The sequence below is a fragment of the Paenibacillus phytohabitans genome (assembly GCF_013141775.1).
Classification (GTDB): domain Bacteria; phylum Bacillota; class Bacilli; order Paenibacillales; family Paenibacillaceae; genus Paenibacillus_AQ; species Paenibacillus_AQ phytohabitans.
On the sequence record NZ_WHOB01000079.1, the window covers coordinates 17,604 to 44,454 of the forward strand.

24 protein-coding genes are annotated in these 26,851 nt (G+C 46.7%); 4 read left to right on the forward strand and 20 right to left on the reverse strand.

Annotation, left to right across the window (positions count from 1 at the left end; all coding sequences use genetic code 11):
* Nucleotides 1–9: 9 nt before the first annotated feature.
* The 19 genes from GC101_RS26740 to lonB all read right to left on the reverse strand — a co-directional run bounded on the left by GC101_RS26740 (nt 10) and on the right by lonB (nt 21,295).
* Nucleotides 10–576, reverse strand: a complete 567-nt coding sequence (locus GC101_RS26740; RefSeq protein WP_171719806.1) for an acyltransferase — start codon at nt 574–576, stop codon at nt 10–12.
* 36 nt (nt 577–612) lie between these two features.
* A complete protein-coding gene (locus GC101_RS26745; RefSeq protein ID WP_171719807.1) occupies nt 613–1,164 on the reverse strand; it encodes an acyltransferase in 552 nt (183 codons plus the stop codon).
* A gap of 16 nt (nt 1,165–1,180) precedes the next feature.
* Nucleotides 1,181–2,176: an NAD-dependent epimerase gene (locus GC101_RS26750; RefSeq protein ID WP_171719808.1), complete on the reverse strand. Its 996-nt coding sequence runs from the start codon at nt 2,174–2,176 to the stop codon at nt 1,181–1,183.
* A gap of 2 nt (nt 2,177–2,178) precedes the next feature.
* Nucleotides 2,179–3,501, reverse strand: a complete 1,323-nt coding sequence (locus GC101_RS26755; RefSeq protein WP_171719809.1) for a UDP-glucose dehydrogenase family protein — start codon at nt 3,499–3,501, stop codon at nt 2,179–2,181.
* A 25-nt stretch (nt 3,502–3,526) separates the two neighbouring features.
* A complete protein-coding gene (locus GC101_RS26760; protein WP_171719810.1) occupies nt 3,527–4,636 on the reverse strand; it encodes a glycosyltransferase family 4 protein in 1,110 nt (369 codons plus the stop codon).
* Nucleotides 4,637–4,652: 16 nt separating this feature from the next.
* Nucleotides 4,653–5,516 (reverse strand): NAD-dependent epimerase/dehydratase family protein, encoded by an 864-nt coding sequence (locus tag GC101_RS26765; protein ID WP_171719811.1) that lies wholly within the window; start codon nt 5,514–5,516, stop codon nt 4,653–4,655.
* A gap of 1 nt (nt 5,517) precedes the next feature.
* A complete protein-coding gene (locus GC101_RS26770; protein WP_171719812.1) occupies nt 5,518–6,147 on the reverse strand; it encodes a sugar transferase in 630 nt (209 codons plus the stop codon).
* A 97-nt stretch (nt 6,148–6,244) separates the two neighbouring features.
* The gene (locus GC101_RS26775) at nt 6,245–7,246 is read right to left on the reverse strand and encodes a copper amine oxidase N-terminal domain-containing protein (protein ID WP_343049833.1); all 1,002 of its coding nucleotides are present in this window, start codon (nt 7,244–7,246) and stop codon (nt 6,245–6,247) included.
* 11 nt (nt 7,247–7,257) lie between these two features.
* Nucleotides 7,258–7,935, reverse strand: coding sequence for a hypothetical protein (locus GC101_RS26780; protein ID WP_171719814.1), 678 nt, complete (start codon nt 7,933–7,935; stop codon nt 7,258–7,260).
* Nucleotides 7,936–7,957: 22 nt separating this feature from the next.
* Nucleotides 7,958–9,790, reverse strand: coding sequence for a polysaccharide biosynthesis protein (locus GC101_RS26785; protein WP_171719815.1), 1,833 nt, complete (start codon nt 9,788–9,790; stop codon nt 7,958–7,960).
* A gap of 42 nt (nt 9,791–9,832) precedes the next feature.
* Complete coding sequence (locus GC101_RS26790) at nt 9,833–10,519, reverse strand: CpsD/CapB family tyrosine-protein kinase (protein ID WP_171719816.1); 687 nt, start codon at nt 10,517–10,519, stop codon at nt 9,833–9,835.
* Nucleotides 10,500–11,276 (reverse strand): YveK family protein, encoded by a 777-nt coding sequence (locus GC101_RS26795; protein WP_171719817.1) that lies wholly within the window; start codon nt 11,274–11,276, stop codon nt 10,500–10,502. The genes GC101_RS26790 and GC101_RS26795 overlap by 20 nt, the downstream gene beginning before the upstream one ends.
* Nucleotides 11,277–11,475: 199 nt before the next feature.
* Nucleotides 11,476–13,470 (reverse strand): S-layer homology domain-containing protein, encoded by a 1,995-nt coding sequence (locus GC101_RS26800; protein ID WP_171719818.1) that lies wholly within the window; start codon nt 13,468–13,470, stop codon nt 11,476–11,478.
* Nucleotides 13,471–13,556: 86 nt separating this feature from the next.
* Nucleotides 13,557–14,339, reverse strand: a complete 783-nt coding sequence (locus GC101_RS26805; RefSeq protein WP_171719819.1) for a tyrosine-protein phosphatase — start codon at nt 14,337–14,339, stop codon at nt 13,557–13,559.
* Nucleotides 14,340–14,440: 101 nt separating this feature from the next.
* A complete protein-coding gene (locus GC101_RS26810) occupies nt 14,441–15,028 on the reverse strand; it encodes a non-ribosomal peptide synthetase module (protein ID WP_171719820.1) in 588 nt (195 codons plus the stop codon).
* A gap of 28 nt (nt 15,029–15,056) precedes the next feature.
* Nucleotides 15,057–15,722: a ribosome biogenesis GTP-binding protein YihA/YsxC gene (gene yihA, locus GC101_RS26815; RefSeq protein WP_039296666.1), complete on the reverse strand. Its 666-nt coding sequence runs from the start codon at nt 15,720–15,722 to the stop codon at nt 15,057–15,059.
* A 12-nt stretch (nt 15,723–15,734) separates the two neighbouring features.
* On the reverse strand, nt 15,735–18,128 hold the full coding sequence (gene lon, locus GC101_RS26820; RefSeq protein WP_246354530.1) for an endopeptidase La: 2,394 nt from the start codon (nt 18,126–18,128) through the stop codon (nt 15,735–15,737).
* A gap of 246 nt (nt 18,129–18,374) precedes the next feature.
* Complete coding sequence (locus GC101_RS26825) at nt 18,375–18,878, reverse strand: DUF2798 domain-containing protein (RefSeq protein ID WP_171719822.1); 504 nt, start codon at nt 18,876–18,878, stop codon at nt 18,375–18,377.
* Nucleotides 18,879–19,585: 707 nt separating this feature from the next.
* On the reverse strand, nt 19,586–21,295 hold the full coding sequence (gene lonB / locus GC101_RS26830) for an ATP-dependent protease LonB (RefSeq protein WP_171719823.1): 1,710 nt from the start codon (nt 21,293–21,295) through the stop codon (nt 19,586–19,588).
* Nucleotides 21,296–21,479: 184 nt separating this feature from the next.
* Here lonB and GC101_RS26835 point away from each other — a divergent pair, with 184 nt between their 5' ends.
* From GC101_RS26835 to GC101_RS26850, 4 genes are read left to right on the forward strand one after another with little or no spacing between them, the layout of a single operon-like run.
* Nucleotides 21,480–22,949, forward strand: a complete 1,470-nt coding sequence (locus GC101_RS26835) for a spore germination protein (protein ID WP_425497166.1) — start codon at nt 21,480–21,482, stop codon at nt 22,947–22,949.
* Nucleotides 22,950–22,992: 43 nt separating this feature from the next.
* Nucleotides 22,993–24,201, forward strand: coding sequence for a Ger(x)C family spore germination protein (locus tag GC101_RS26840; RefSeq protein ID WP_171719825.1), 1,209 nt, complete (start codon nt 22,993–22,995; stop codon nt 24,199–24,201).
* On the forward strand, nt 24,198–24,407 hold the full coding sequence (locus tag GC101_RS26845) for a hypothetical protein (protein ID WP_171719826.1): 210 nt from the start codon (nt 24,198–24,200) through the stop codon (nt 24,405–24,407). Before GC101_RS26840 ends, GC101_RS26845 begins: the two co-directional genes overlap by 4 nt.
* 31 nt (nt 24,408–24,438) lie before the next feature.
* A complete protein-coding gene (locus GC101_RS26850) occupies nt 24,439–25,536 on the forward strand; it encodes an endospore germination permease (RefSeq protein ID WP_171719827.1) in 1,098 nt (365 codons plus the stop codon).
* A 143-nt stretch (nt 25,537–25,679) separates the two neighbouring features.
* Here the strand turns inward: GC101_RS26850 and ispG are convergent, their stop codons facing one another.
* Nucleotides 25,680–26,825: a flavodoxin-dependent (E)-4-hydroxy-3-methylbut-2-enyl-diphosphate synthase gene (gene ispG / locus GC101_RS26855; RefSeq protein WP_039296744.1), complete on the reverse strand. Its 1,146-nt coding sequence runs from the start codon at nt 26,823–26,825 to the stop codon at nt 25,680–25,682.
* Nucleotides 26,826–26,851 lie beyond the last annotated feature (26 nt).

Genomic DNA, 26,851 nt, shown 5'->3' on the forward strand with positions numbered 1-26,851 from the left:
TCCATACTACTAAATAGATTTGATTTTTTTTGCTGGCACGCCTCCGTACAAAGAATTACCATCAACATTTTTAGTGACTACAGCACCAGCTCCAATAACTGAACGTTTACCTATCGTTACTCCACTCAATATTTTGCAACTACTTCCAACCCAAACATCATCCATTATGATTACTTTTGCTAAATTAATTTCATTATATTTTATTGGTACATTAGGATCCTTCCATGTATGATTCACTGAAAAGATTGAGCAAGCTTGAGCAATTGAAACATCATTTCCGATTTCAACGCCACCCAAAGCCTCAATATAGCAGTGGGAGTGAATACTTACATTATCCCCCACCGATAAGTCTTTCCAATTATTGATTTCTACATATGGACCAATTGACACATTAACCCCACAAGTGTTAATAGAAGCTTTAAGCAAACAATATCTTAATCCTATTCCTATTTTCCCATGCAGATTTTGAATAGAATTCCATATGAATTTATTGAACTTACTGGGAAAAAACTTAATAATAAAAACTAAACTATTAATGAAAAAGGAATATTTAATAAAAGCATTTCTACCGTTCATATTATAGCTCCTTAAGTATTGACACTTTTAAAACTACTAAACAATAGGATTAATGATTATCTCTTTTTTCTGATAAACCAAACTATTTGGAGGGATATTACCTTTAAGAATTGTACCCGCTCCAATGACACAATTATCTCCAATCGTTGTTCCTTTTAAAATAATTGAATTAGCACCAATGAAGATATTTTGACCCAACTCAATTGGTGCTTTGGTGTAACCTTCCGTATTGACCAGTTTTCCTTGACCATATATATGATCATGATCATAAAAAAGTACATTGGGTCCGAATAGGCAATTATCACCGATTTTTATATCTTCATGACATGTAATTGAACAACCACTATTAAAAAAAACATTTCTACCAATTACAAGACTTCCATTTCTTATAGCGAAAGTCACGTCTCTTCGTGCATTAATTCTCCCCAAAAGATGGAATTTCGAACTCCCACCTCTAATGTCTATTTTTGTATTCACGGATAAAAGCTGAATTGGTGTGAAGATAAACTTATTATAGCGAAACAACTTAATAAAATTCAGTCTAATAAAATTATATACAACTCTAAATAATATAGTAAGATAAATCATACATCATAATCCTCCGCTAGTTCGATTTTAGCGACCACCACTCAACAAATCGATTAATCCCTTCTTGTATTGGTGTATCCGGTTTAAATCCCACATCGCTAATTAAATCACTAACATCTGCGTATGTTTGATATACATCACCAGGTTGCATAGGATAGTATTCCTTAATCGCCTTTTTACCAACAGCTATTTCTATTGCTTCAATAAAATCCAGTAGTTTTTCCGGTTTGTTATTTCCTATGTTGTAAATTTTGTAGGGAGGTGTCATATTCAATGCAGGAGAATTATCAATCAAACGAACAATTCCATCAATAATATCATCGATATAGGTGAAATCACGATACATATCGCCATTATTAAATACCTTTATTGGTTTACCTTCTATAATTGATTGAGTAAAGGAGTAATAAGCCATATCCGGTCTTCCATATGGTCCATATACTGTGAAGAAGCGTAGACCAGTAGTTGGCATGTTGAATAGATGGCTATATGTATGCGCCATAAGCTCACTTGATTTCTTAGTAGCAGCGTACAAACTCACTGGATTGTCTACCTTATCTTCAGTTGAGAATGGAATTTTTGTATTTGAGCCATATACAGAACTTGAAGAAGCATATAGCAAATGCTCTACTTGATGATGTCTGCATAATTCTAGAATATTTAAAAAACCAACAATATTAGATTGAACATAAGTGTCTGGATTCTCTAAACTGTATCTCACTCCTGCTTGCGCTGCCAAATTCACCACGACATTAATTTTCGTAGACATAAACAAATCTTCAAGATACTGTTTATCTACTAAATCAGCCTTATGAAATGTAAAATTATCATATTTGTTCAATAAACTTAAACGACTGTGTTTAAGATTGATATCGTAATAATCATTTAAATTATCTAGTCCAATAACCTTGCAGCCTAATTCCAGTAGTCTCAATGATAAGTGCATTCCAATAAATCCGGCTGCACCTGTAACTAAATATGTTTTTGTAGTATCTACAGGTTTTAATTGCATATTCAAACCCCTACTCCATAGTATTTAAACCCTTTATCCAACATTATTTCTTTGTTATAAATATTTCTAAGGTCAAAGAAGTATTCACCAGTATTTAACTTTTTCATTTTCTCAAATTCAAGATTTCTGAACTCATTCCACTCGGTAAGTAGAATTATTGCATCAGTATTTTCAATAGCATCATAAGTAGTCTCACACCATTCAAGATTAGATTCGATATCCTTTAATCTCCATGGCCCTTCTTTTCTGCCCTCAGGATCATACACTTTAAGTTTTGCTCCCAATTTAACTAGTTCCGGTAAAATCACAAGGGAAGGCGCATCTCTCATATCATCTGTATTCGGTTTAAAAGTTACCCCTAAAACACCAAACGTTTTACCTTCCACTGTCCCCATAGCAGTTACAATCTTTTCAACCATTTTCTTCTTTTGTCTTTCATTTGCTTGAACAGTAGCTTCAATTAAAGAAATTGGCTCTCCACAATCCTGAGCAATTCGGGCTAATGCCAATGTATCTTTCGGAAAACAACTTCCTCCATACCCTGGACCTGCATGTAAAAACTTAGGGGATATTCGTCCATCTTGACCCATGGCTTTTGCTACTTTTTGAACATCTGCTCCTACCTTTTCACACACATTAGCGACTTCATTTATAAAAGTAATCTTCATGGCAAGAAATGCATTAGAGGCATATTTAATCATTTCAGCAGTTTCAATATTTGTTTCTACAAATGGCGTCTCATTAATATATAGCACCCTGTATACTTCTTTCATAATTTCAAAGGCACGGTCACTCTCAGCACCAATTACTACTCGATCTGGATGAGTGAAATCTTGGACTGCGGATCCTTCCCTAAGAAATTCAGGATTAGAAACGATGTCAAAGTCGTATTCAAATCCTCTTTGACCAAGAGTATCTCGAATCATTTTTTTAACTTTCTGACCTGTTCCTATTGGTACAGTTGACTTATCAACAACAACTTTATAACCATTCATATAAGTCGCTATACTCTTACCTACTGAAAGAACATATTGAAGATCGGCGCTACCATCATCTGCCGGAGGAGTACCTACTGCAATAAATATAACATCATTAGTTTCAACTGCACTTTTAATATCCGTCGTAAAATTAAGACGTTTATTCTCATAATTCTTTTTAACAATTATATCAAGGCCCGGTTCAAAAATAGGGATAATTCCATTTTTCAAATTTTCAATTTTCGCTTGATCTATGTCAACACAAGTGATGGTATGTCCAAAATCAGAGAGAATGGCTCCTGATACTAGACCAACATACCCAGTTCCTACTACTGCAATTTTAGCCATTTTATACACTCCATATCATAAATAATTATTTACATATTTCTGTTATTTTGTTCAGATATGCACCTATCACAATATTTCTATCAAATTCCTTTTCCACTTTCAATCGAGACTCTCTACCCATTTGCACTTTCTCTACATATGACAAATTGATAAATCTCTCCATTTTAATTACTAAGTCATCAGTGTCTTTTGCTTTGAAAGTATATCCATTATTTTCCTCGTTAATAGTTTCTCTACAGCCTGGGATATCAGAAGCAATTAATGCACGACCTGTAGCGGCTGTCTCTAACAATACATTTGATAGGCCCTCTCCACCATGAGAGGCTTGTATAATACAATGCGATTGTTCAATAAAGGGTTTAACATCTGATTGATATCCGCAATAAGTTATGTATCCTTGTTCGCTGTATTCTTTAATCATTTCGTTGTAGTGTGGATGGGTAGTTTCAATGAATCCTATAACATTAAGTAATGTTTTTGGATACTTTCTCTTTATTATTTTTGCTGCTTCTAGATATTGGTCTATCCCTTTATCCTTCATAATTCTACCAATAAAAATAAAAGTCGTATCCTGTTCTTCCTGGGGAAACGGTTTATATATAAATTCTTTTAAGTTAACCCCTGAACCAGGGATTAACTCGTGGTTGCTTCTAATAACTCCACTTTTTAGCAATGTATTCCGATCTTCAGTATTTTGAAAGAACACGCAATATGATTTTTTCAGACTCACTTTGTAAAGTAGAGACAGGAAGTTTTTCAGCATAGAATTATGTCCAAAACCGCTTCCTAATCCAGTGATATTATTTATACATGGAATTTTCAATAACCTACAAGCTAGCCCGCCATAAAGATTTGGTTTTATTGTATAGGTTAGTACAACATCCGGCTTGATTGTCTTAAGAATTTTCATATAATGAAGTATCAATTTTAAATCCGCAAAGGGATTAGTACCTCGTCTATCTACTTTCGTCTCAATGAACTTACAGCCCCAACTAACCATAGTATCTACTTTTTCATCATATGGTAAAGAGATATGAACCTCGTAATCTTGCCTTAAAAGCTCTTGTATTAATTCTTTCCGAAAGTTATATATTACAAATCCATGATTACCTAATAACAGAATTTTTTTCTTCATCAAATTCTCCACCTAATTACATGCTGATTTTTATAGATTCTTCAAATTCTACTATACAATAATCAAACGGTGGAATAAGCGCCTGATCATAAGTTTTATTCCCAAATATTTTATTAACAAAGTTTATTTTACTAGACATAATTTTTAATATTGGATTGAAAACCTTCACTAGTCTTACTTTTTTATTCAATGTGGAAGCCATAATTTTGATAATTTCGGTTGTGCAAACATACTCTTTATTTTGCGGAAAAAACACTCCTGCTAATTCTTTTTCGATTATTATTCTTAGGAATTCACATAGATTACTCACAAAGATCATACTTCTTTGATTTCGGATGTCTGGAAATACAGGCAGTTTCCCAGCTAATAGTTTCAATCTAGGAAAATTCCCTTTACAACTCGGTCCATATACCATAGGTATTCTTACAGAAACCGCTTTGAATTGAGGACTATTTAGCTCTTGAATAGCGTTGTCTGCTTCAAGCTTGCTTTTCCCATAAAAATCTATAGGATTAGGGACAGTATGCTGTGAAATCATTTTATCTACACCAATCTTGCCATCTGGACCATAGATTATCATACTGCTCATAAAAACAAACTGTTTTACATTTTCGTTTTTTGCCTTGTTAGCAACTTCTATCGTCAAATCACGATTAATCTTATAATACTGTGATTCCATAGAAGGATCAGTAGATACATGTGCTATACCAGCTACGTGTAGTACAACATCATAAACCGAGAAATCATGAAGTTTCCATTCCTCGCCCCTGACCGAAATTTCTTCTACATCGTATTGTTCAGGCCACTGCTCTACCCATTTCATGAAGCTAGTCCCAACATAACTACCTTTACCAGTAATCAATATCCTTTTCTTGTTCATCTTATAGAGTAACTCCTTTGGTGTTCGATGTTACTTCTTGCTCACTTGAGCCTTCTCTTACACCATCAGACTTTACAACGCTTAATAAGGTTTTGAAGAACACCTTGATATCAAATTTGAAGGTGATACGTGTAGCATACTCCCCATCAAGCTTCGCCTTCACTTCAATTGGCAGTTCATCTCTCCCGTTGATTTGCGCCCACCCTGTAAGGCCAGGCTTGATATCATTAGCTCCATACTTATCACGTTCAGCAATCAGATCATATTGATTCCATAACGCTGGACGAGGGCCAATAATACTCATTTCGCCCTTAAGAATATTTATAATTTGAGGAAGCTCGTCCAAGCTTGTCCTCCTAAGGAATTTTCCAACTTTAGTGATAAAAAAATCCGGATCTTGCAACAGATGCGTAGGCATTTCTGCCGGAGTATCTGTACGCATTGTTCTGAACTTGAGTATATAGAATTCTTTCTTATTCTTCCCTAACCGTTTTTGACGAAATAAGATAGGACCTCTAGATGTAGACTTGATCAGAATAGAGATAATCAAGAAAAAAGGCCATAACAGGAGCATTCCAATTAGAGCCAATGCAAAGTCTAAAGTTTGTTTAATAAAAATATACGGCTTCATACGCTCACCATGTCCTTAGGATACTATAGTTCGCAACTATCATCGTAAAGATTACATTACCATAGTTGCGAACTATACTTTCGTTAATAATTCCTATTTAATTTGCCATACCCTCAGCAATATCTTCACCTAATTGAAGCTGTGATTCAAACTCATCTCTATACTGCTGGATAATACCTGTACTATATCCGTTATTGTTTAGTTTTTGTTCAGCATCAGCGACTATACTATTAAAGGAGGCTTTAAAAGAAGTAAGTTGCTGTACTCCTCTAACCTTAATACTTTGTTTAGCCGTTTCATCTTTCGCATTCACATATTCCAAAGCAATGCCCATTAGAGTGGATTGACTTTGTGACTTTAATGCATTCAACTTAGCTTCCGTTTCGCCAGTAATCGTTTCATAGGAAAGCTTACCTGAACCACTTGCTTCGCTAGTTGAAGTCGGAGTTGGTGAAGCACTGGCAGTTGGGCCCGATCCGTTGCCATTCGAATTCACATTTGTATTCTTTTCTTCATAACCTTTAGAATTAGCAGTAATTGTCTTAGTCTTCTGATCCCAGCTAATGGAATTCCCCACGGATTCCGATAAGAATCTTAGTGGTACATATATGGAACCGTTCAGCAGATAACTGGATTGGCCTTTGGGTAAAGCTTTATTATTCCCACTAAATACATAGCTTGCATTTACATTGTTCAGAGCAATACTCTTACTTGTAAAAGAAGCACTAGTTGTAGCATTCATCAAGTATTCTTTAATAACTACCAACTCCGAACTGCTCGGCTCTGCCACTGTTACCTTAAGATTCTTGGCATCCCAACTCACACTCTTCTGCAGTGCATAAGACATGAACCGTAGAGGAACATAGGTAGTGTTATTGTACATAAACACATACTGTCCTGCTGGTGGCTGTAGAGCTACACCATCAAAGAGTAACTTCACATCTGCATTCTGCACTTTGATTGTATTCGAAGCCTTTGTAGTTGCTGTAGAAGCAGTTACAGTAGCAACAGCAGCTGAAGCCGATATAGGCGCCGATGCTGTTAAGGGTGCTGATCCTATTAACGCTACTGTCAGTAGAGCTGCTGCGGGAATTTTCACCTTAAACAAGATCATTCACTTCCTTTTTCTTGTGCTTTAAGTTGTTCTTCTTCAGCAATTATTTGATCACGTGTCTTCCCTTGGCTAACGCCGTATTTCTTGGCTACTTGTGAGAGTTCGTTATATTGTTCCTCGGAGACTTTACCGAGAATAATACTGCGTGCTTCCCGCTTCTCATCAATGGTTAGACCGCCCTTAGCCAACTCTTGAAGTCTCTTGATATCTGATACACTAAGTTGCCCAGCCACTATAGCTGCAACATTCGCCTTATCCTTCACAGTCACACTATCCTGAATCTCTTTAGCTTTATCCGTAGAAACTTGTGCGGTATATCCATCCTTAGAATCCGTATTCTTATCTGCCACTGGAGCTGGAGTAGCTGCTGGCTCAGTGGTACTGACAGCCGTTTGTTCTCCGGCAGCAGTAGAAGCTGGAGTGCTGTCTGGTGATGTTGTTGTTGTCGGATCAACAGAATCGGTTGGCTCCGCAGACGGATCACTCTCTGCTACTGTAGGCTCAACAACTTGCCCCTGAGGCACATTACCAGTATCGTCCGCCTCTACATCAAATCCATCCGCCATAGAATTCATCAGCTTGTCTACAGCATAATTGGCAGCGAATAGTCCGCCAACTCCCAACACCACGATAACCGACAGCGTCCAGATCAATACTTTCTTCCATCTTTTCACTTCAGGTACCTCCAAGTTCGAATTAGCTAATGGCCGCTTGAATCACCGGCTGCATCGGCACGATCTGATTAATCACTTCACGAATGGCTTCGCCATCTTCCGCAATTACACGTTCTAGCCGTTTGAATTCCAGTTCCATCTGACTCTGGCTAATGACATTAGGTCTGCCAATGAAGATCCGGTCATGTTGTGTAGACCCCAGGTTCTCTTCATCTGTCAGCAGTTCTTCATATAGCTTCTCGCCTTCACGAATCCCTGAGAAGGTAATCTCAATATCCTTGTAAGGCTCATAACCGGACAATGTAATTAAATCCTCGGCTAAGGTTAGAATCTTCACAGGTTCACCCATATCGAGTACAAACACTTCACCTCCATTGGCGAAGGAACCCGATTGAATCACCAGTTGCACGGCTTCAGGAATCGTCATGAAGTAGCGGACCATCTCAGGATGAGTAACCGTAACCGGACCACCCGCAGCAATCTGCTGCTTGAAGGCCGGAATCACACTGCCACGGCTGCCTAGCACGTTACCGAAGCGTACTGCCGAGAATTTGGTTGGACTATTGACGTTAAGACTCTGAACATACATCTCCGCGATTCGCTTCGTTGCACCCATGACACTGGTAGGATTCACTGCCTTGTCCGATGAGATCAGCACAAACCGTTCTGCCCCGTATTTGTCTGCGCAGTCCGCTACATTACGTGTGCCGAAGACGTTATTCTTAATCGCCTCGGAGGGATTACGCTCCATCAGAGGAACGTGCTTATGTGCTGCCGCATGAAAGACAACCTGCGGCTTATGGCTCTGGAATATATCCATCAGCCTTGCACGGTCTTGAACATCGGCAATAATTGTAACAATATTCAGATAAGGGAAGCTCTTACGCAGCTCCATCTCAATGGTATAGATACTGTTCTCTCCGTGTCCAAGGATCATCAGCTTGTCCGGTGCAAACGGAGAGATCTGGCGGCATAGCTCTGATCCGATTGAACCGCCTGCTCCCGTAACAAGTACGGTCTTGTTGTGAACATAACCCAAGATGCTGTTCATGTCGGCTACAATCGGCTCACGGCCCAGCAAATCTTCAACACTGACATCCCGCAGCTTCTTGACAGAGATCTTACCAGCAATCAGGTCATTAAGTGCAGGTATAATCTTCAGCTTCGCGCCTGTAGCCTTAGCCAGATTAATAATCTCGGATATCTCTGTTCTGGAGACGGAAGGCATCGCAATAATAATCTCATGAATCTCCCGTTCCTTCACGATTCGCGGAATATCGTAACGGTTCCCTAATACAGGAACACCCAGTATGGACATGTGATATTTATCTGTACTATCATCAATGAACCCAATCAGCCGTGTATCTGCGAATGAAGGCCCCATCATCTCCCGGGCAATCAATATGCCGCAGTCTCCAGCTCCAACAATGAGGGTATGAACCTCCGTCTCCTTATTGTTGAAGCGGTCGTTACGGAACACTCTCCAGAAGAAGCGGGCGCCCCCTACCAGCAGCAGTATCGTTTCCATCGACCGGACTTCAATACTGAGCGGCACGCGCTGCGGCAGGATAACAAAAGCTACTGCGTATGAGAGTATGGCTCCTACCACAATAGCCTTGAGAACAGATATAATCTCACCTATGCTGGCATACTGCCACATTCGGCGGTACAGTCCGAAATAGACCAGGCTTCCTCCGATAGCGACCGTTGAGATCAGCCCGTACACCACCATCTGTACAACATATTCCTCAGGAATATGGTTATAGAAGCGGAACAGATAGGAAGTCACGATACTGAACCATATAATCGCAATATCGATCAGAAACAGTACCAATACTCTGGTTTTCGCTGTCATTTTTAGTGCCTCCAAAAATAACAATTTTCTTCAATAGGATACTTAATTGCCATAATAGTAATAATAATAGCCTTCACTGGCTTTACGCTTAACATTGTTCAGTACTACGCCCAGCATTCTTGCGCCTACCCGGTCCAGACCTGCCTTCGCCTTAACAGCAATATCACGCTTCACCTTGCCATAACTCACGACCATAATGACACCATCGCTCTTGGAAGCCACAATCTGTGCATCTGTAACTGCCAATAGAGGCGGTGTATCAATTAAAACGACATCATACAGCTGGCGCAGCTCCTGCAGAACCGCGCTCATGCGGTTGGAAGCCATCATCTCTGCCGGATTCGGCGGAATCGGCCCAGAAGTCATTAAGGAGAGGTTATTCACTCCTGATTCTTGGATCACCTCAGACAGCTCAGCCTGCTGGGATAATAATGAAGACAATCCGTAACGATTACTTAGCGAGAAGGTCTTGTGTGCCGTAGGCTTACGCAAGTCACCGTCAATGAGCAGCACCTTCTTATCCGCTTGAGCATAAGCAGCGGCAAGGTTAGCTGTCACTGTAGACTTCCCTTCTTCCGGCCCGGAAGAAGTGACCATAATAATCTGAATCTGTTCATCAATAGAAGAGAAATCAATATTCGTGCGCAGTGCCCGGAAAGCTTCAGATACAGGCGAGCGCGGGTTCGTCACGGTAATTAGATGGCGTTGTTTACTTGGCTGCTGTGACATGTTCGAGTTCCCCCGCCTTTCTGGACTGCGTCAGTACTTGCTGTTCAGTAGTCTTCGTTTCTTCTTGTCCAAGCCGTGTAATCATGGCGATCGTCGGCAGTCCAAGGTATTTCTTAATGTCATCTTCTGTCTTCAGCGTATCATCTAAGTATTCCAGCAAGAAGGCAATTCCCAGACCGATCATCAAGGACACAATGAAGGCAATTGCAAGGTTCATCACCACATTCGGCTCTACCGGTCCTGGTGCAACTGACGGATTAAGCTTAGCTTCATTAAGGATGGATACATTCTGCACATTGAACAGGTTCGGAATCTCCTGCTTGAACACAAGTGATATGGCATTCACGATCTCTGCGGCTCTCTGATATGAATTATCTCGAACGACAAGTGTCATCACCTGCGTATTGTTTACGGAGCTAACATTAACCTTCTTCAGCATCTCCTCCGCAGTAATAGCGAATTGCGGATAGTTCTTAGCCACAACGTCGAGGATTGCCGGTGTCTTAATAATTTCCTTGTACGTATTAATAAGCTGAATATTCGTATTAATCTGGTTAAGATCCAGCTGTCCTACTGTAGATTGAGTAGGTGTCTGATTAACAATAATCTTCGTTGATGCCTCATACACCGGATTCTTGATGTATAAGCTGTAGACCCCGGCAAGAACACATGCCACGATAACAATGCTGACAATCATCCACAGTCTCTTCCTGACAATCTGGAAATAATCGCGCAGATCCAATTCTTGTGCTGACAAGTGAATTTCCCTCCAAGCTGTTTCTGTAATATTTCACCTAAGCAAGCAGAAACGCCTGTGACGTCCATTTATAGGACGGCACCGTTTCAGCGAGAAATAAAAGGATAATTTATAGCGTATAGCATATAAATTCTTATATTTCTAAAAAAGTGCCTCCTCTCTAACAGACGAGAGGAGGCTCTCCATACTTACTATTTACTTACTTGAAGTTAATTGTACGGTAGATAATAACTGCTGCTTCTGCACGGGTAGCAGTGTTGTTAGGATTGAACTTACCGGCGTTGCCGATAACCAGGTTATTGCTGGCAGCGAAGGCCACTCCGTCTCTCAGTGATGCACTGATCTTAGCAGCATCGGAGAATTGACCCAGTGCAGTTGCACTAGTAGTGGCAGCAGGGTTAACCGACTTAACTGCACGGGAGATCATAGTCGCCATTTCTGCACGGGTAATGGTTGCATTAGGATCGAATTGTGCAGCGCTGCGTCCGGTGATGATCCCCTTCTCAGCAGCTACAGCTACATATGGAGCATACCAGGAAGTAGAGCTTACATCACTGAAGCTCTGCTTAGCGGAGTTGTTCTCCAGGTTCAATGCACGAATCAGCATCTTCGCGAATTCAGCACGGGTCACATTGCTCTTCGGAGCAAAGTTACCGTTACCCACGCCTTCAATTGCGCCCTTGGCAGCTACAACGGCAATTTGTCTTCCAGCCCAAGCCTGTACACTTGCAACGTCTTTGAAGCTTACTTTGTTCTCCACTACTGCGTAGGAAGAGAAAGTATCGCGTGGTTCAGTGATATATTCACCGTCTACAACACCACCCTGGAATTGAAGAGCACTGTATACAATCTTCGTAACGGAGAGTAACTCCTTATCCAATCCTTCTGTATTCTTAAGCGGCAGTTTAATGATGATTGGCTGCTGGAAGGTTGTTGTTGCAACGCCGCCTACAGTCAGATCAAATTCATATACGCTGGATGCCAGCTTCAGGCTGGAAATCGAAGTCACTGTAGAATCAGCAATTGTAGAGGCTGTAAGTGTAACAGCTTCACTGAATTGGCCTACAGGAATTGTTACTGTCAAGCCGTTGAAGGTAATCGCAATGTTGGCAATACCTTTAGCCTTGGCAGCATCGATGATTGCTTTGGACAATGGAACTTCCACTGTTGCAGCATTCACTGTACCCAGGTTCAGGGTAAGTGTAAGACCTGTCTTAACTGTGCTTGAAGCAACGAGTGCATCAAATGCCTTCAATACATCTGCATCCACCAGCTTCAAGGTAGCTTTATCTCCAACAATAGTAACCAGCTTGGACACATCGTAGATTCCTGCCGCTGTTACTGTTGGCGCAACCGGAGTTGTTACTGTCGTGCTACCGCCGCCGCCAGAACCAGTACCAGGATCAACAACTGCACCAGACTTAAGATAAACGTCATAGTAAGCGGCCGCAAGGATTACTGCTGCGTCTTTAGCCTTTGTAACAGATGGAATAGCTTCCAGATTAGTCTTCAGTGTGGATACGAGGTTAGCATCAACGCCAAGTTCCAGAAGCGCAGCCTTCAGTGTGTAATCTGTTCCTGCTACTACATTAGTATTGAGCGCAATATTCTTCGCTTGAACTGCCAATGCGCTGCTTGGATTTTTGGCTGCTGCATACAGATCCGCCAGGTTTGCTCCTTTGAAGGCTGCAATTTCCTTCTGCTCAACTACAGAAATGAAATTATATACTTTGCCGACAGTCAGATCTGTAATACCGGCTTGTTCACCAATATTCTTCACCAGCGCCTGATAAGCAGAATAATTCGGTGATTCCAGAATATCTGTAATCGCTGTTACATCAGGATTGTAGTAAGAACCTACTACCTCTAGATAGAAATCAAACAATGTTGTCTTCTCTGTAGAAGTGAGAGTCACATGATCCAGAATCGGCGCAAGGGCAGTTTCCAGTTCGGTACGGGATACCGACTGGAGCTCTGCGCGGAACTCACGGAGTGTCTGCTTGGATGCATCACTTAATTTGCCGTACAACAGATTGGCACGGGCTTTCAAAGCGTCATAGTTTGCACTCGCTGCAGAAGCTGTACCCACGATTCCAGATTGTCCAAGAATACTGCTTAGGGGCAATCCGGCAACGGATGCCGCTGCCATGCTTACTGCTAGTGTAGATACTGCCAATTTTTTCTTCAAAGTCACTTGTCATCCACCTCTTTGTATGTATTTTTATAAATAATAGAGCGTTAATCCAGTAATACCCATTCTACCATTAATCCATTGAGAGGTCACCCTTTACGAGAAAAAAATCCGAACAATCTATGAAGTTTGCTGTTAGATTGAACAGGATTAACTCGAATTATCTCCTCGTTAGCCACAATTCCGCGCGCATTGTGTAGAAAAAAGTCGAATGTCTCATTTCCCAAATGTTTCTTCACAACCTCGTAAGCCTCGCTTAAACCAAACGGACGATTACTAGAATCATGGGCATCTGATGCAATCACATGTATAGTCCCCCGCCGGCACAAGTCGATCGACAGCTTCTGCAGCTTACTCCCGAAGGTCCCGGCAAGACTCTGCGCCGTCAGCTGTCCCAGTGCTCCCAGTTCGGTTAACCGCTCCAGCTTGGACGGATTCTCGGCAACCTCGGCATTACGCTCCGGGTGGGCGATCACCGGAACATAGCCCTGAATGATCAGCTCATGGCAGACCTCCTCCATGTTGCGGGGCACACGCGAGGAGGGCATCTCCAGCAGGATGTACCTGGAGCCGGCAAGCGTCAGCAGTTGTCCCTTCTCCAGATCATCCAGCAGATCGCCGTAGATACGAATCTCCTGGCCCGGCAGCACCTGAAGGGGATTGCCCGCTTCTTGGAGCTTCTCATTCAGCAGCCGCACAGCTGCTTCTATATCTGGAGCCGGATTCATATAAACTCCGTTAGCATGGTGCGGGGTGGCAATTACAGTTGTAATACCATCGTTATTGGCGTCTTGCGCCATGGCGAGAGCGGCGTCAACATCAGCGGCTCCGTCATCCATGAAGGGTAGAATGTGGCTATGGATATCTATCATATGTAGTTTATCGGTCCTTTTCGAGAAGATATGTATAGTTTACGTAAAAAAATACAACCATTTCACTAGGAAATGATTGCTAAATTTTAAAATAAATTTCGTTAAGCTTCTAATTGGAACAGCCGATAAGTTGCGACCTTAAGCTGTTCGTCTACTTCACGGATAGCCTCTTCATGCTGACAAGTATTGCGGAGATCCAGCAGTCTATTAATCTTCCGGCGCTCCTGCTCTATCTCCTGCTCTACCGTCTGCAGCTTGTAAATAGACATCATCTCTACTAATGAATATTTATGCTGATAGATCAGCTTGGTGCCACCGGGTCTCACTTCCGAGATCCGGCGCACCGAGCCACCCTCATAGTAATACATCATGGTTAATTCCTTATAAATCCGGTTCACGGTTCCCGTGCCCTTATACATGAAGAAGAGCTTACGGACCGCATTGATCAGATGAGGATTCACTACCCTGCAGGACAAGGAACCAATATAGATGCCGCCTTTGCGTTCAAAAGACAGATGTACCTCCTCGCCCCCGGCCTCCTCCAGCACAATCTCCTGTTCACCCGCGCCAAGAATCTTCACACGGTGACTGATATAGCTGGTATCGGCGGTAAGCAGAAACTGGTTCAGCTGAAATTCGGTCATTTGCATTGTTGCATTCACATATTCCATAGCCAGACGCTGAGCCATAACCATCCCTCAATTCTATGACAAACCCTTAAGTCTCAGAAGAGTCTTCGTGCTGTGGTTCATCCCCGGAATCCTGATCGTCCGGTTCTGCCGGAGGTTCTTCTTCGGTAGGAAGAGTATGTCTATCGATAAGTTCCCATAGTTCGTCTTTGCCAAGTCCAATCTCTGAAGAATAGGCAATGAAGTTATCACCCGGCAGCACACCGAGCTCCTGCTTCATCACTTTGATATGCTTCGGCCAGCGGGTCTTCGGAATCTTATCCGCCTTGGTTGCCACTACACAGAGCGGCAGATCATAGTGCTTCAGCCAGTCGAACATCATCTTGTCATTGCCGGTTGGCGGATGACGAAGGTCTACAACGAGCAGGACCATCTTCAGCGTTTCACGCTCGGACATGTATTTCTCAACCATTTTGCCCCAGGAGGCGCGCTGCGTCTTGGAGACCTTGGCGTAGCCGTAACCCGGAAAGTCGACGAAATACATACTTTCATTAATACGATAATAGTTCATATGCTGCGTCTTACCCGGTGTAGAACTGGTGCGGGCGAGATTCTTGCGGTTAATCATACGGTTAATCAGAGATGACTTCCCTACATTGGAGCGCCCTGCCAGAGCAATCTCCGGCAAGGCATCCTCAGGGTATTGATCAGGGCCCACGGCACTGATCACAAATTCGGCATTGTTAACTTTCATAGGACTTCCTTTCTAATGCACACTACTTGGCGCTTCAATACTTATTTCTGTATCCGTATCTGTGTCTCTGCCGCTGACGGCCTCATGATCCACAAGTGCATGCTTCAGCACCTGATCCATATGGGCTACCGGCACAAACTCCACATCGTTCAGGACACTCTCGGGAATATCCTTAAGGTCACGCTCGTTGTCCTTAGGGATGAGGATCTTCTTGTAGCCTGCACGATGGGCAGCCAGCGATTTCTCTTTGAGGCCTCCGATCGGCAGCACACGCCCGCGCAGCGTAATCTCGCCGGTCATCGCTACAGTCTTCGAGACATAACGTTTCGTCAGGGCGGAGATCAGTGCTGTTGCAATTGTAATCCCTGCAGACGGACCGTCTTTGGGAATCGCACCTTCGGGAATGTGGATATGAATATCGTTCTTCTCATGGAAATCCGGTGCCAGTCCCAGCTCCTCCGCCTTAGAGCGGGTATAGCTGAAGGCGGCCTGCGCCGATTCCTTCATCACATCACCCAGCTGTCCGGTCAGCGTCAGCTTGCCCGTACCCTGTACAACCGTTACTTCGATCAGCAGCGTGTCGCCGCCAACCTCGGTCCAGGCCAGCCCGGTTACGGTGCCGATCTGATCCTCCAGCTCCGCCATTCCATAGCGGTACTTCGAAGCGCCCAGATAATCCTTAATCTCTTCCGGAAGAATGCTTACGCGTTCCTTCTCTTCCGAGACAATCTGCTTGGCGGCTTTGCGGCACAGGGCAGCAATCTGCTGCTCCAAATTCCGCACTCCGGATTCCCGTGTGTACTCGCGGACAATCTTCAGCAGTGTATCATCCTCAATGGATAATTGCTCATCTTCCAAGCCATGACTCTTGCGCTGCTTCGGCAGCAGATAGCGGCTGGCAATCTGCAGCTTCTCCAGCTCCGTATAGCCGGGAATGAACAGCATCTCCATCCGGTCCAGTAACGGGCGCGGAATATTATGCACGGCATTCGCTGTTGTGACGAACATGACATTCGACAGATCGAACGGCAGCTCTACGAAGTGATCGCTGAACGTATTGTTCTGTTCTGGGTCAAGCACCTCCAGCAGAGCCGCCGACGGATCGCCGCGGAAGTCCGCTGCCATCTTGTCGATCTCATCCAGCAGGAAGACCGGGTTGATACTGCCCGCAGTCTTCATCCCCTGGATAATACGCCCCGGCATAGCCCCGACATAGGTACGGCGGTGACCACGGATCTCCGCTTCATCCCGCACGCCGCCCAGCGAGATGCGGACAAACTTACGGTTCAGCGAACGGGCGATGGACCGGGCGAGCGAGGTTTTGCCGACACCCGGAGGACCTACCAGACACAGAATCGGCCCTTTCAGACTCTTGACCAGCTTCTGTACAGCCAGATATTCCAGTACGCGTTCCTTCGGCTTCTCCAGACCGTAGTGGTCTGCATCCAGCACCTGCTCCGCCTTCTTGATATCCAGATCATCTTCGGTTGCTTCGCTCCACGGCAGACCCAGCAGCCAATCCACATAGTTGCGGATGACGCTGCCTTCGGCCGAGCTTGCCGGCATTTTCTCCAGACGGTCGATTTCCTTCTCGATCTTCTCCTGCACACGCTCCGGCAGATTCTTCTCTTCCATCTGGGCGCGCAGCTCATCCGCTTCGCCTGCCCGGCCTTCCTTCTCGCCAAGCTCCTTCTGGATCGCTTTCATCTGTTCGCGCAGGTAATACTCCTTCTGGGTCTTCTCCATCTGTTTCTTCACGCGCTGGCTGATCTTGCGTTCCAGCTCCAGCACTTCACGCTCATTATTGAGGATATCGAGCAGCTTCTCCAGACGTTTGCTGACGTCAATGGTCTCCAGAATCTCCTGCTTCTCCTTAATCTTCAGCGCCAAATGACTGGTGATCACGTCGGCCAGCCGGCCCGGCTCTTCAATATCGGAGACAGCGGCCAGCGTCTCGGGAGTAACCTTCTTCGACAAGGTGATGTAGTGTTCGAACTGGCTCAGTACGGTACGCATCAGGGCATCGCTCTCCTGATCGACATCCTCCTGCTCCGGCAGCTCACGCGCCATTACCTCATAGTACTCCTCGTTATCCGTATAATGAATAATCTCGGCACGCTCTACGCCCTCCACCAGCACTCGGATCGTGCCGTTGGGAAGCTTCAGCATCTGCCGCACATTCGCAACTGTACCCACCCGGAAAATATCTTCTTGTCCCGGTTCCTCTATATTCACTTCCGACTGGGAGCAGAGGAGAATCAGGTTATCTTCAACCATAGCTTTTTCCAGTGCCCGGACTGACTTCTCGCGGCCTACATCTAAATGCAGAACCATGCTGGGATATACAAGAAGACCTCTAAGCGGTAATAAAGGAAAACGACGACCTTTCGATTTGCTTTGTATCATCGCTTTCGCACCTCCCATGGTTCATAAGTAGTGTCATATGCATTCATTCTAACAAAAGCGGCATGAAAACACCAACAAGCCTTGTGCCGCGGCAAATGCTGTGGCGCAGTCGTCTTTTAGTATTCGCTAAACTTAAGTGTACTATGCCGTTGCCTTTACTTAAAGGGTGCCTGATCCATTAAAAGAAAAGAACGCCCGGCATGGACGTTCCCCGAATGTATTGTTATTTTGGACGATTAGCCCTGATCACGCATTTACACTTTGTGCCTTACGGTCCTGTCTTGCATGCAAGCTCTTCATTGCCAATCTTGCGATCGGCTGCGCAACCAGCAGTTCAATCCAGAAGGCTATCCCAAAGTTCCTTGGCCAGATATGAAGGAAGTTTCTGACGGGCTCCAGACTTACATGTCCCGTTCCAACCCATGTGCCGATAACCGACATTGAAATTGATAATACTGTAACATTCAAAATAATATTCAGGAGAACCCTGGCATTAAATCCGTCGGTTTGTCCTGTGAATTTCGGCAGCACTTTACGGACAATAGGCCCGGCCACCAGCCGTACCAGCAGAACTACGATTACCCACATGAATGGAAGGATCTTCAGTGTATCCAGATATATTTCCTTGCTGAATCCGAGTTCCAAACCTACGATAAGAGGAGCAATGGTATTGACTGAAATAATTGAGACAATCAATAAAAATAATAAACCTTCTTTGGTATTTCTGGGCAGTCTTGTTTCTCCGTGCATGTACGTCATCTCCATAAAAATAGTATTTCAGATGGCAGACGTATCCTGAGACATATATTTTTAGTCTATAAAAGACTAATATCTCCACACACTGATCTATTCATTATATCATTTCAGGCGGAGGAATGTCAGCACTTCTTCTCAAGAAACTTGATCCCTGTACCAGGTGGGAACAAGTGGAAATGGCCGCAAAATCGTGTTTTAGCTTGGACGGTGAATCAAGTACTTTACGGGGGGAGGACCCCCATGAGCTACATTCTGCGGACAAAAGGGGAGGATGCCGCGAGGATACGGACTGATGCCACAAGCAAGTGGATAAAGGTATCTTAATTTGTTGATTTCGGCGGATCGGGAGCAAGCAAGTGGAAAAACTACATTTAATTCGGGTGATTTAGCTAGTTTGAGTGAAAGGCGATAATTTAAGTGCTGTTTATCCAACTGCTGTTCTCGCCGGGTTCATTCGTTCCTCAGCAAGTGTAGAAAATCCATCTATTTCCGGTCTAGCTGCATCCGATCCGTTAGCCCCGTGCCAAGTCCCCCTTTCGCTAAAATAGCGTCCTTACTGCCCGTAAGGCTCAGGAATCAATACATAACGAACAAGTGGAAACAGCTCTTCCATTCTCCAAAGGATGGTACCGTTCCAGCAAATTTCGCAAAAAAAGGTCCCCCAGTATATGATCTGAGGGACCTCTTCATATAGACTGCTGCTATCCCGGCAAGCTCTCCCCCGAAGCATCCGCCTTCAGCAGGGAAGACGCCGAAGAGAAGGTCTCGCCCGACACGGCAGGCATTCTCACGTCCGCTGTATCCGCACCGAACAGGTGGCGGAAGACTTCTTCGACGGTGTCCATCGGGATGACCCGCAGGGGACCGAGGTCGGCGAACAGCGACTGCCAGTTCTCCTTAGGGATCAGCACGGTGGTTGCACCGGCCTGGAATGCGGCCTCGACCTTGGCGACCACGCCGCCGACCGGCTTCACACGGCCGTGGATGCCGATCTCCCCGGTAATCGCTACCGTGTTATCCACCGGCAGCTGCCGGATGGCGGAGACGATAGCGACCGCCATGGCTACTCCGGCGGACGGGCCGTCAATCGGCGTACCGCCAGGGAAGTTAATGTGCAGGTCGTAGTGGTCCGGGTCCAGCTTCATCGTACGCAGTACGGTCAGCACATTCTCGATGGAGCCTCTGGCCATACTCTTGCGCCGGGTCGTCCGTGAGCCGCCGCGCAGCTCTTCTTCATCAACTACACCGGTTATATTCAGTCTGCCTTGTCCATTAGTAGCAGGTGCGGCGGAGACTTCAATCTCCAGCAGCGTGCCCATGCCCGGCCCGTAGACGGCAAGGCCGTTAACCAGCCCGATCTGCGGAGACGTTGGAATCTTGCGCTCCGTCCGCAGCGGCAGCTGACTGCTGCCTGCGACCCATTCCACTTCGGCAGCACTCAGGGTATCCCGGCCTTCGGTCAGGGCCAATCCGGCGGCCAGCTGGATCATATTCACGGCCTCGCGGCCGTTCGTGGCATATTGCTGCACCACTTCCACCGCTTCGGGGCTTGGCTTCAGCCCGACCTTCTGGACGGCATCCCGTCCGATCACCGCAATCTCCTCCGGCAGCAGCGGCCGGAAATAGATCTCCATGCAGCGCGAACGGAGCGCAGGCGAGATTTCATCCGGCGAACGTGTCGTTGCACCAACCAGCCGGAAATCGGCGGGCAGGCCGTTCTGGAAGATATCATGGATATACGCCGGCGTGTTGCTGTCTTCTGAATTATAGTACGCACTCTCCAGCAGCACCTTGCGGTCCTCCAGCACCTTCAGCAGCTTGTTCATCTGAATCGGATGCAGCTCCCCGATCTCATCCAGGAACAGAATCCCGCCATGCGCCTTGGTTACCGCTCCCGGCTTCGGCTGCGGAACTCCGGCCACCCCCATGGCCCCCGCACCCTGATAGATTGGATCATGCACCGAGCCGATGAGCGGATCGGCAATCCCGCGCTCATCGAAGCGGGCGGTAGTGGCATCGATCTCCGTGAATTTGGCATCGCGCTTGAACGGGGACAGCGCGTTCTTCTTCGCTTCCTCCATGACCACACGCGCAGCGGCTGTCTTGCCTACACCAGGCGGTCCGTAGATAATAACATGCTGCGGATTGGCACTGCAGAGCGCGGCCTTAAGTGCGCGCAGCCCGTCCTTCTGTCCGACGATATCATCGATGGAGGCCGGACGTGTCTTTTCTGAGAGCGGCTTGGTCAGAGAGATCATCCGCATCTTGCGCAGCTTATCCAGCTCCTTGCGCGATTCCCGGTCCACCGCCGTCTTGTTGGTCTTCTGTCCACGCAGCAGATTCCAAAAATAAACGCCGATGACCAGCGCGAAAAAGAGCTGCACGATCATCAGCAATATACTTAGTTGCATAGCACACCCTCCTGTTTCCTTCCGTCTGCCTGTCCAGTATTTAACTACTACTAGGTAGTATAGCCGTTTCAATCATTCGTAAACGCCTGTGCCAAAAAAACAGAAGCCGCCCGCACCCTTCCCGTCCCGCAGATTGCATACGATTCCCATAAACGGAAAGACTATACCGGATAACAGGAGGCGAATGCACATGACGCAGCTGGAAAATGCAGGATCGCCGCAGGAGAAGCTGCCGGAATCTCTGTCTGTTTTTATAGAGGGAATGCAAGTCCGCCTGGGCAAAAGTACAGATATCATCTACCGGTTCATCACACTGGGCCCTTTGTCCGCTGTGCTTGTCTTTATTGAAGGCCTGTCTGATCCGCAGTCACTCATTCAAGCGGTTCATGAGGATGCCGGCCTGTTCCATGAGCTGGACGATTTCACGCCGGTAACCTGCCTCAAGCTGCTGCAGGAACGGACGCTTACCCTGGGCAAGGTTGGAGAGATCAGCAACTATACAGAGGCTGAAACGGAAATCCTGGCCGGTAACACGATTCTCTTCATTGAAGGCAGCGTTACGGCGCTGTCTGCCGGCACGGAGGCGCTTAAGCAGCGCGCGGTAGAAGATGCCAGCTCCCAGTCGGTGGTACGGGGCCCGCGCGAGGGCTTCACTGAATCCCTGCGGGAGAATACCGCTCTGGTCCGCAGGCGTATCCAGAACCCGAAGCTGCGGATCGAGTCACGCAAGCTGGGAGAGCAGACCCAGACGGATGTCGCGGTGATGTACATTGAAGGCAATGCCGATCCCGTCGTGCTGGAGGAGCTGCGCAGACGGCTGGATGACGCCAGGCTGGATAGCGTACTGGAGAGCAATTATATCGAGGAGATGATTCAGGATAAGCGCTACAGCCCTTTCCCGACCGTCTATAATACTGAGCGTCCGGATGTCACAGCCTCGGCACTGCTGGAAGGCCGCATCGCTATTCTGGTGGAAGGCACTCCGTTCGTACTCGTGGTTCCCGCTCTGCTGGTACAATTCTTTCAATCCAGTGAGGACTATTACCAGCGGAGCGATTTTGCCAGTCTGGTGCGGCTGCTGCGGTTCTTTTGTTTCGCCGTTGCGCTGCTGACTCCTTCCTTCTATATCGCCATTACGACGTTCCATCAGGAGATGATCCCAACCACTCTGCTGATCAGTCTGATCGGCCAGCGTGAGGGCATACCTTTTCCGGCATTCCTGGAAGCGTTCATCATGGAGATTACCTTCGAGATCCTCCGTGAGGCCGGTATCCGGCTACCCAAATCCATCGGCCAGTCCGTGTCCATCGTCGGAACGCTGGTTATCGGTCAGGCCGCGGTTGATGCGGGGCTGGTCTCAGCAGCCATGGTCATCGTGGTGTCCATCACAGCGATCGCCAATTTCGCATTGCCGGCCTTCAATGTCGGCATTTCTGTGCGGATGCTGCGTTTTGTACTGATGGCGATTGCCGCCTCCTTCGGCCTGTACGGGATGATTATCGCGATGATCATTCTGGGTCTGCATCTGTGCAGCCTGGAATCAGTGGGCATTCCTTACATGACCTCCTTCGCACCTATGCGCTGGCAGAGCCAGCGGGATACCTTCATCCGCGTCTCGCGGCGCAGCATGAAGAAGTTTTTTGGACGTAACTAGAGGTTGCCTGCCTGTGAATCTATAACGAAAGGAACGCTGCCTGATGCGGGGAAGACGCGCCCTTACGATCCTCCTGATTCTAAGTCTCCTGTCCCTTACCGGATGCTGGAGCCGCAAAGAACTGAATGATCTCGCTCTGGTCATGGCGCTCGGCATTGATCTGGTTCCGGAGGGGTATGCGGTCACCGCCCAGGTTATGAATCCCAGCGAGGCCGGTAACCAGAAGGGGGCCTCCTCCGGAAGCCTGCCTGTCGTAACCTACAAATCCGTAGGCCGTACCGTCCCCGATGCGCTGCAGCGGATGCTGAGTATGACACCCCGCATGCTGTATCTGTCCCATATCCGTGTGCTTGTGTTCGGGGAAGCGCTGGCCCGGAGCGGGGTCAGTGATGCACTGGACTTCATCTCACGCAACCATCAGCTTCGTACAGATTTCTTCCTGCTGGTAGCCAAGAATTCGAAGGCTTCGAATATTCTGGAGATTATCACTCCCTTCGAGCATATCCCGGCGAATTCCCTGTACTCTTCGATTCTCGTCTCCCATAAGAAATGGGCAGCGACCGGGAAAGTAACCCTGCAGCAATTCATCACCGAGCTGGAGCGCGGCGGCTCTAATCCGATCATGTCGGGGGTACAGTTAAAAGGAGATGTTGAGGAAGGGGAGTCGGCCAAAAACGTGCAGGGCATCAGCCCGAAGACCCTGATCCAGCATGCCGGCATCGCCGTGTTCAAAAAAGACAAGCTGGTCGGCTGGCTGGGCGAACCGCTCAGCAAGAGTGTTAATTATACGCTGAACGATGTAGACTCAACGGTTGGAAATGTCCCAAGCCCGGATGGCGGAACCGTAGGCTTCATTGTTTACCGGGCAGACACTTCGATGGATATCAAGCTGAATGACCAGGGCAAGCCCGAATTCACGGTGCAGCTGAATATAGAAGCCAATCTCACGACAGTGGAAGGAACCCTCGATCTGAACAAGCCGTCCAGCATTGAGGGCATTGAGAAGAATCTGGAGAAACGCTTCGACGACAGAATGGCCAGTGATATCCGGGAGGTCCAGCAGAAATATAACTCGGATATCTTCGGCTTCGGAGAAGCGCTGCACCGCAAATATCCGAAGCTGTGGAAGGATTACCGCGACCATTGGGAGGATAGCTTCAAGACCGTTAAGATTGATGTTCATTCCAAGGTGGCGGTCCGGCGCATCGGCTCGGTCATCCAGCCGCTCAAAAGGGAGCTCGAGGAGAAATGAACTGGAGTCTGCTGCTACTGTTCTTCCTGTTGTTTGTACTCTTCCTGAAGACACCCGGCATTCTTAGGCTCCGTTCCGCCCGGGATACGGCCGCTTTCTATGGAATCTGGGCTCTGACTGTCATAGTTACTCTCGCAGATAAGGCGGATCTGTCCCAGCTAAGGCCGCTTGACTGGGTTCGCAGCATCATGGAGCTGCTGTCCTGAATACTTTTTGCGGAAAGGATGTGAGATAGAGGTGAAAAGCCGTACCGGTATTGCCGCGAGGCAGTTCTACATTATGACATTCGGTTTAACCATCGGTACCTCTATTCTGGTCATCCCGAGCGGACTTGCCCATACCGCAAGAGAAGATGCCTGGATCGCCTCGCTCTGCAGCCTTATGATTAACCTGGTCATGGTGGTGTTATATCTGTTCATTGCACGGCTTCATCCCGGCAGACATCTCTTTGAAATTCACGAAGCTGCCTTCGGTAAATGGCCCGGTAAAATAATCTCACTGCTGTATCTGTTCTATTTCCTCATCCTCACCGGCACTCTGCTGGGTGACCTTGGATTCTTCATGTCGAGTGAGATTATGCCGGAAACGCCGATTGAGGCGATCCAGATTGTGTTCCTGGTTGCTGCGGTTATAAGTGCCGGCATGGGCGTTGTCGTACTCGCCAGATTGGGGGAGCTGCTGTTCCCCTGGGTATTATTTCTGTTCCTGATCCTTGTCCTCACGCTGATCCCCCAGATCGAATGGAATCATATCAAGCCTGTGTTGGAGGGGGGCACAGGTCCCGTTTTCCAGGCCGGTTTTCAGTCCGCCATGTTTCAGGAACTGATTGTGATGATGACATTCCTGCCTCTGGTCCAAAAGCGTAAAAGCGGGGAGAAGGCCTTCCTGTGGGGCACTCTGACCGGCGGTATCGTGCTGCTCCTTATTGTACTGCTCAGCATTCTGGTGCTTGGCATTGAGCAGACGGAGAACAGCACTTTTCCTGCTTACGCACTGGCCAAAACGATCAATATCGGGAATATTCTGCAGCGCGTCGAGGGGATCCTGATCACCATCTGGATATTAACCTTTTTCATCAAAATTTCGCTACTCTACCTCTCCATCCTGAAAGGTATCCAAACGGTCTTCGGGCTCAAAGCTCCACAGCATCTGATCTACCCGCTGGCCGTATTGTTCCTCATCATCGCCTGGAATACATATATCAACACCGTCTACGTCAATGACATTATCGGAACGGTATGGGGGAAGTTCTCGTTCATTTTCCTCCTGCTGATCCCTATTATGATCTATGTAATCACACTGCTGAAGAAGATGATATTCCGGAAAAACACGTAAAATAACCTCCAAAACATATCAATTCTTATCTATTAAAAAGCGCCCCGCCGCAGTCGGTCTGAACGAACAGACCTCTGCAGCGGGGCGCTTCATGTATATAAACATAGTTGCTATTAGGATAGGATGCGATAGAATCAGTTCAGTTAATTGCTGCCCTCAGGGTTACCAACAACTACAGCCGGAGCCAGTCCCGCATGCTTGCGGCCGGGAATCTCACCCGTTTCTTCAAAATGCGCCACAATGATGTCAATTTCCTTCTTCAGCTCGGAGACCAGCTCCGCTTCAGGAACCTTACGGATCATCTTGCCGTAACGGAACAGCAGACCTTCCCCGCGTGCGCCGGCGATGCCGATATCGGCTTCCCTTGCTTCACCCGGCCCGTTCACAGCGCAGCCCAGTACAGATACCTTAATCGGCACCTTCAGCTTGGAGATGTACTCTTCTACTTCATTGGCGATAGAGAAGAGATCAATGTCCAGGCGTCCGCACGTCGGGCAGGAGATCAGTGTAGCCGCGTTCGAGATCAGACCAAAGGTCTTGAGCAGCTCACGTGCCACCTTCACCTCTTCTACCGGATCAGCACTCAGCGAGATACGTACCGTGCTGCCGATCCCCATGGAGAGCAGCGCACCAATCCCAGCGGAGCTCTTCACGGTTCCTGCGAACAGTGTACCGGACTCAGTAATCCCCAGATGCAGCGGGTACGGAATAACCTCCGCCGCCTTGCGGTAGGCTTCAATGGCCATGGGCACATCGGATGCCTTCAGCGACACGATAATATCATGGAAATCCAGCTCTTCGAGAATCCCGATATGGTACAGGGCACTCTCGACCATAGCTTCCGGTGTAGGATAGCCGTATTTCTCCAGCAAATGCGTCTCCAGGGAACCGGCATTAACCCCGATACGGATTGGAATCCCTTTATCCTTGCAGGCTTTAACTACAGCTTCTACCTTATCGCGGCGTCCAATATTGCCGGGATTGATCCGCACCTTGTCGATGCCGTTCTCAATCGCCAGCAGGGCCAGCTTATAGTTGAAATGAATATCCGCTACCAGCGGGATATGAATCTGTTTCTTGATTTCCTTAATTGCCGCCGCCGCTTCTTCATTATTAACCGTCACACGCACGAGCTGGCATCCGGCTTCCTCCAGCCGCAGAATCTCGGCTACGGTCGCTTCCACATCGGCGGTTTTGGTCGTACACATGCTTTGGATAGCAACCTCGTTGTTTCCCCCAATAATAACCCCGCCGACATTGACGGGACGGGTCTGGTGTCTCAAGAACATGGTTTTCTCCCCCATAACGATCAAAG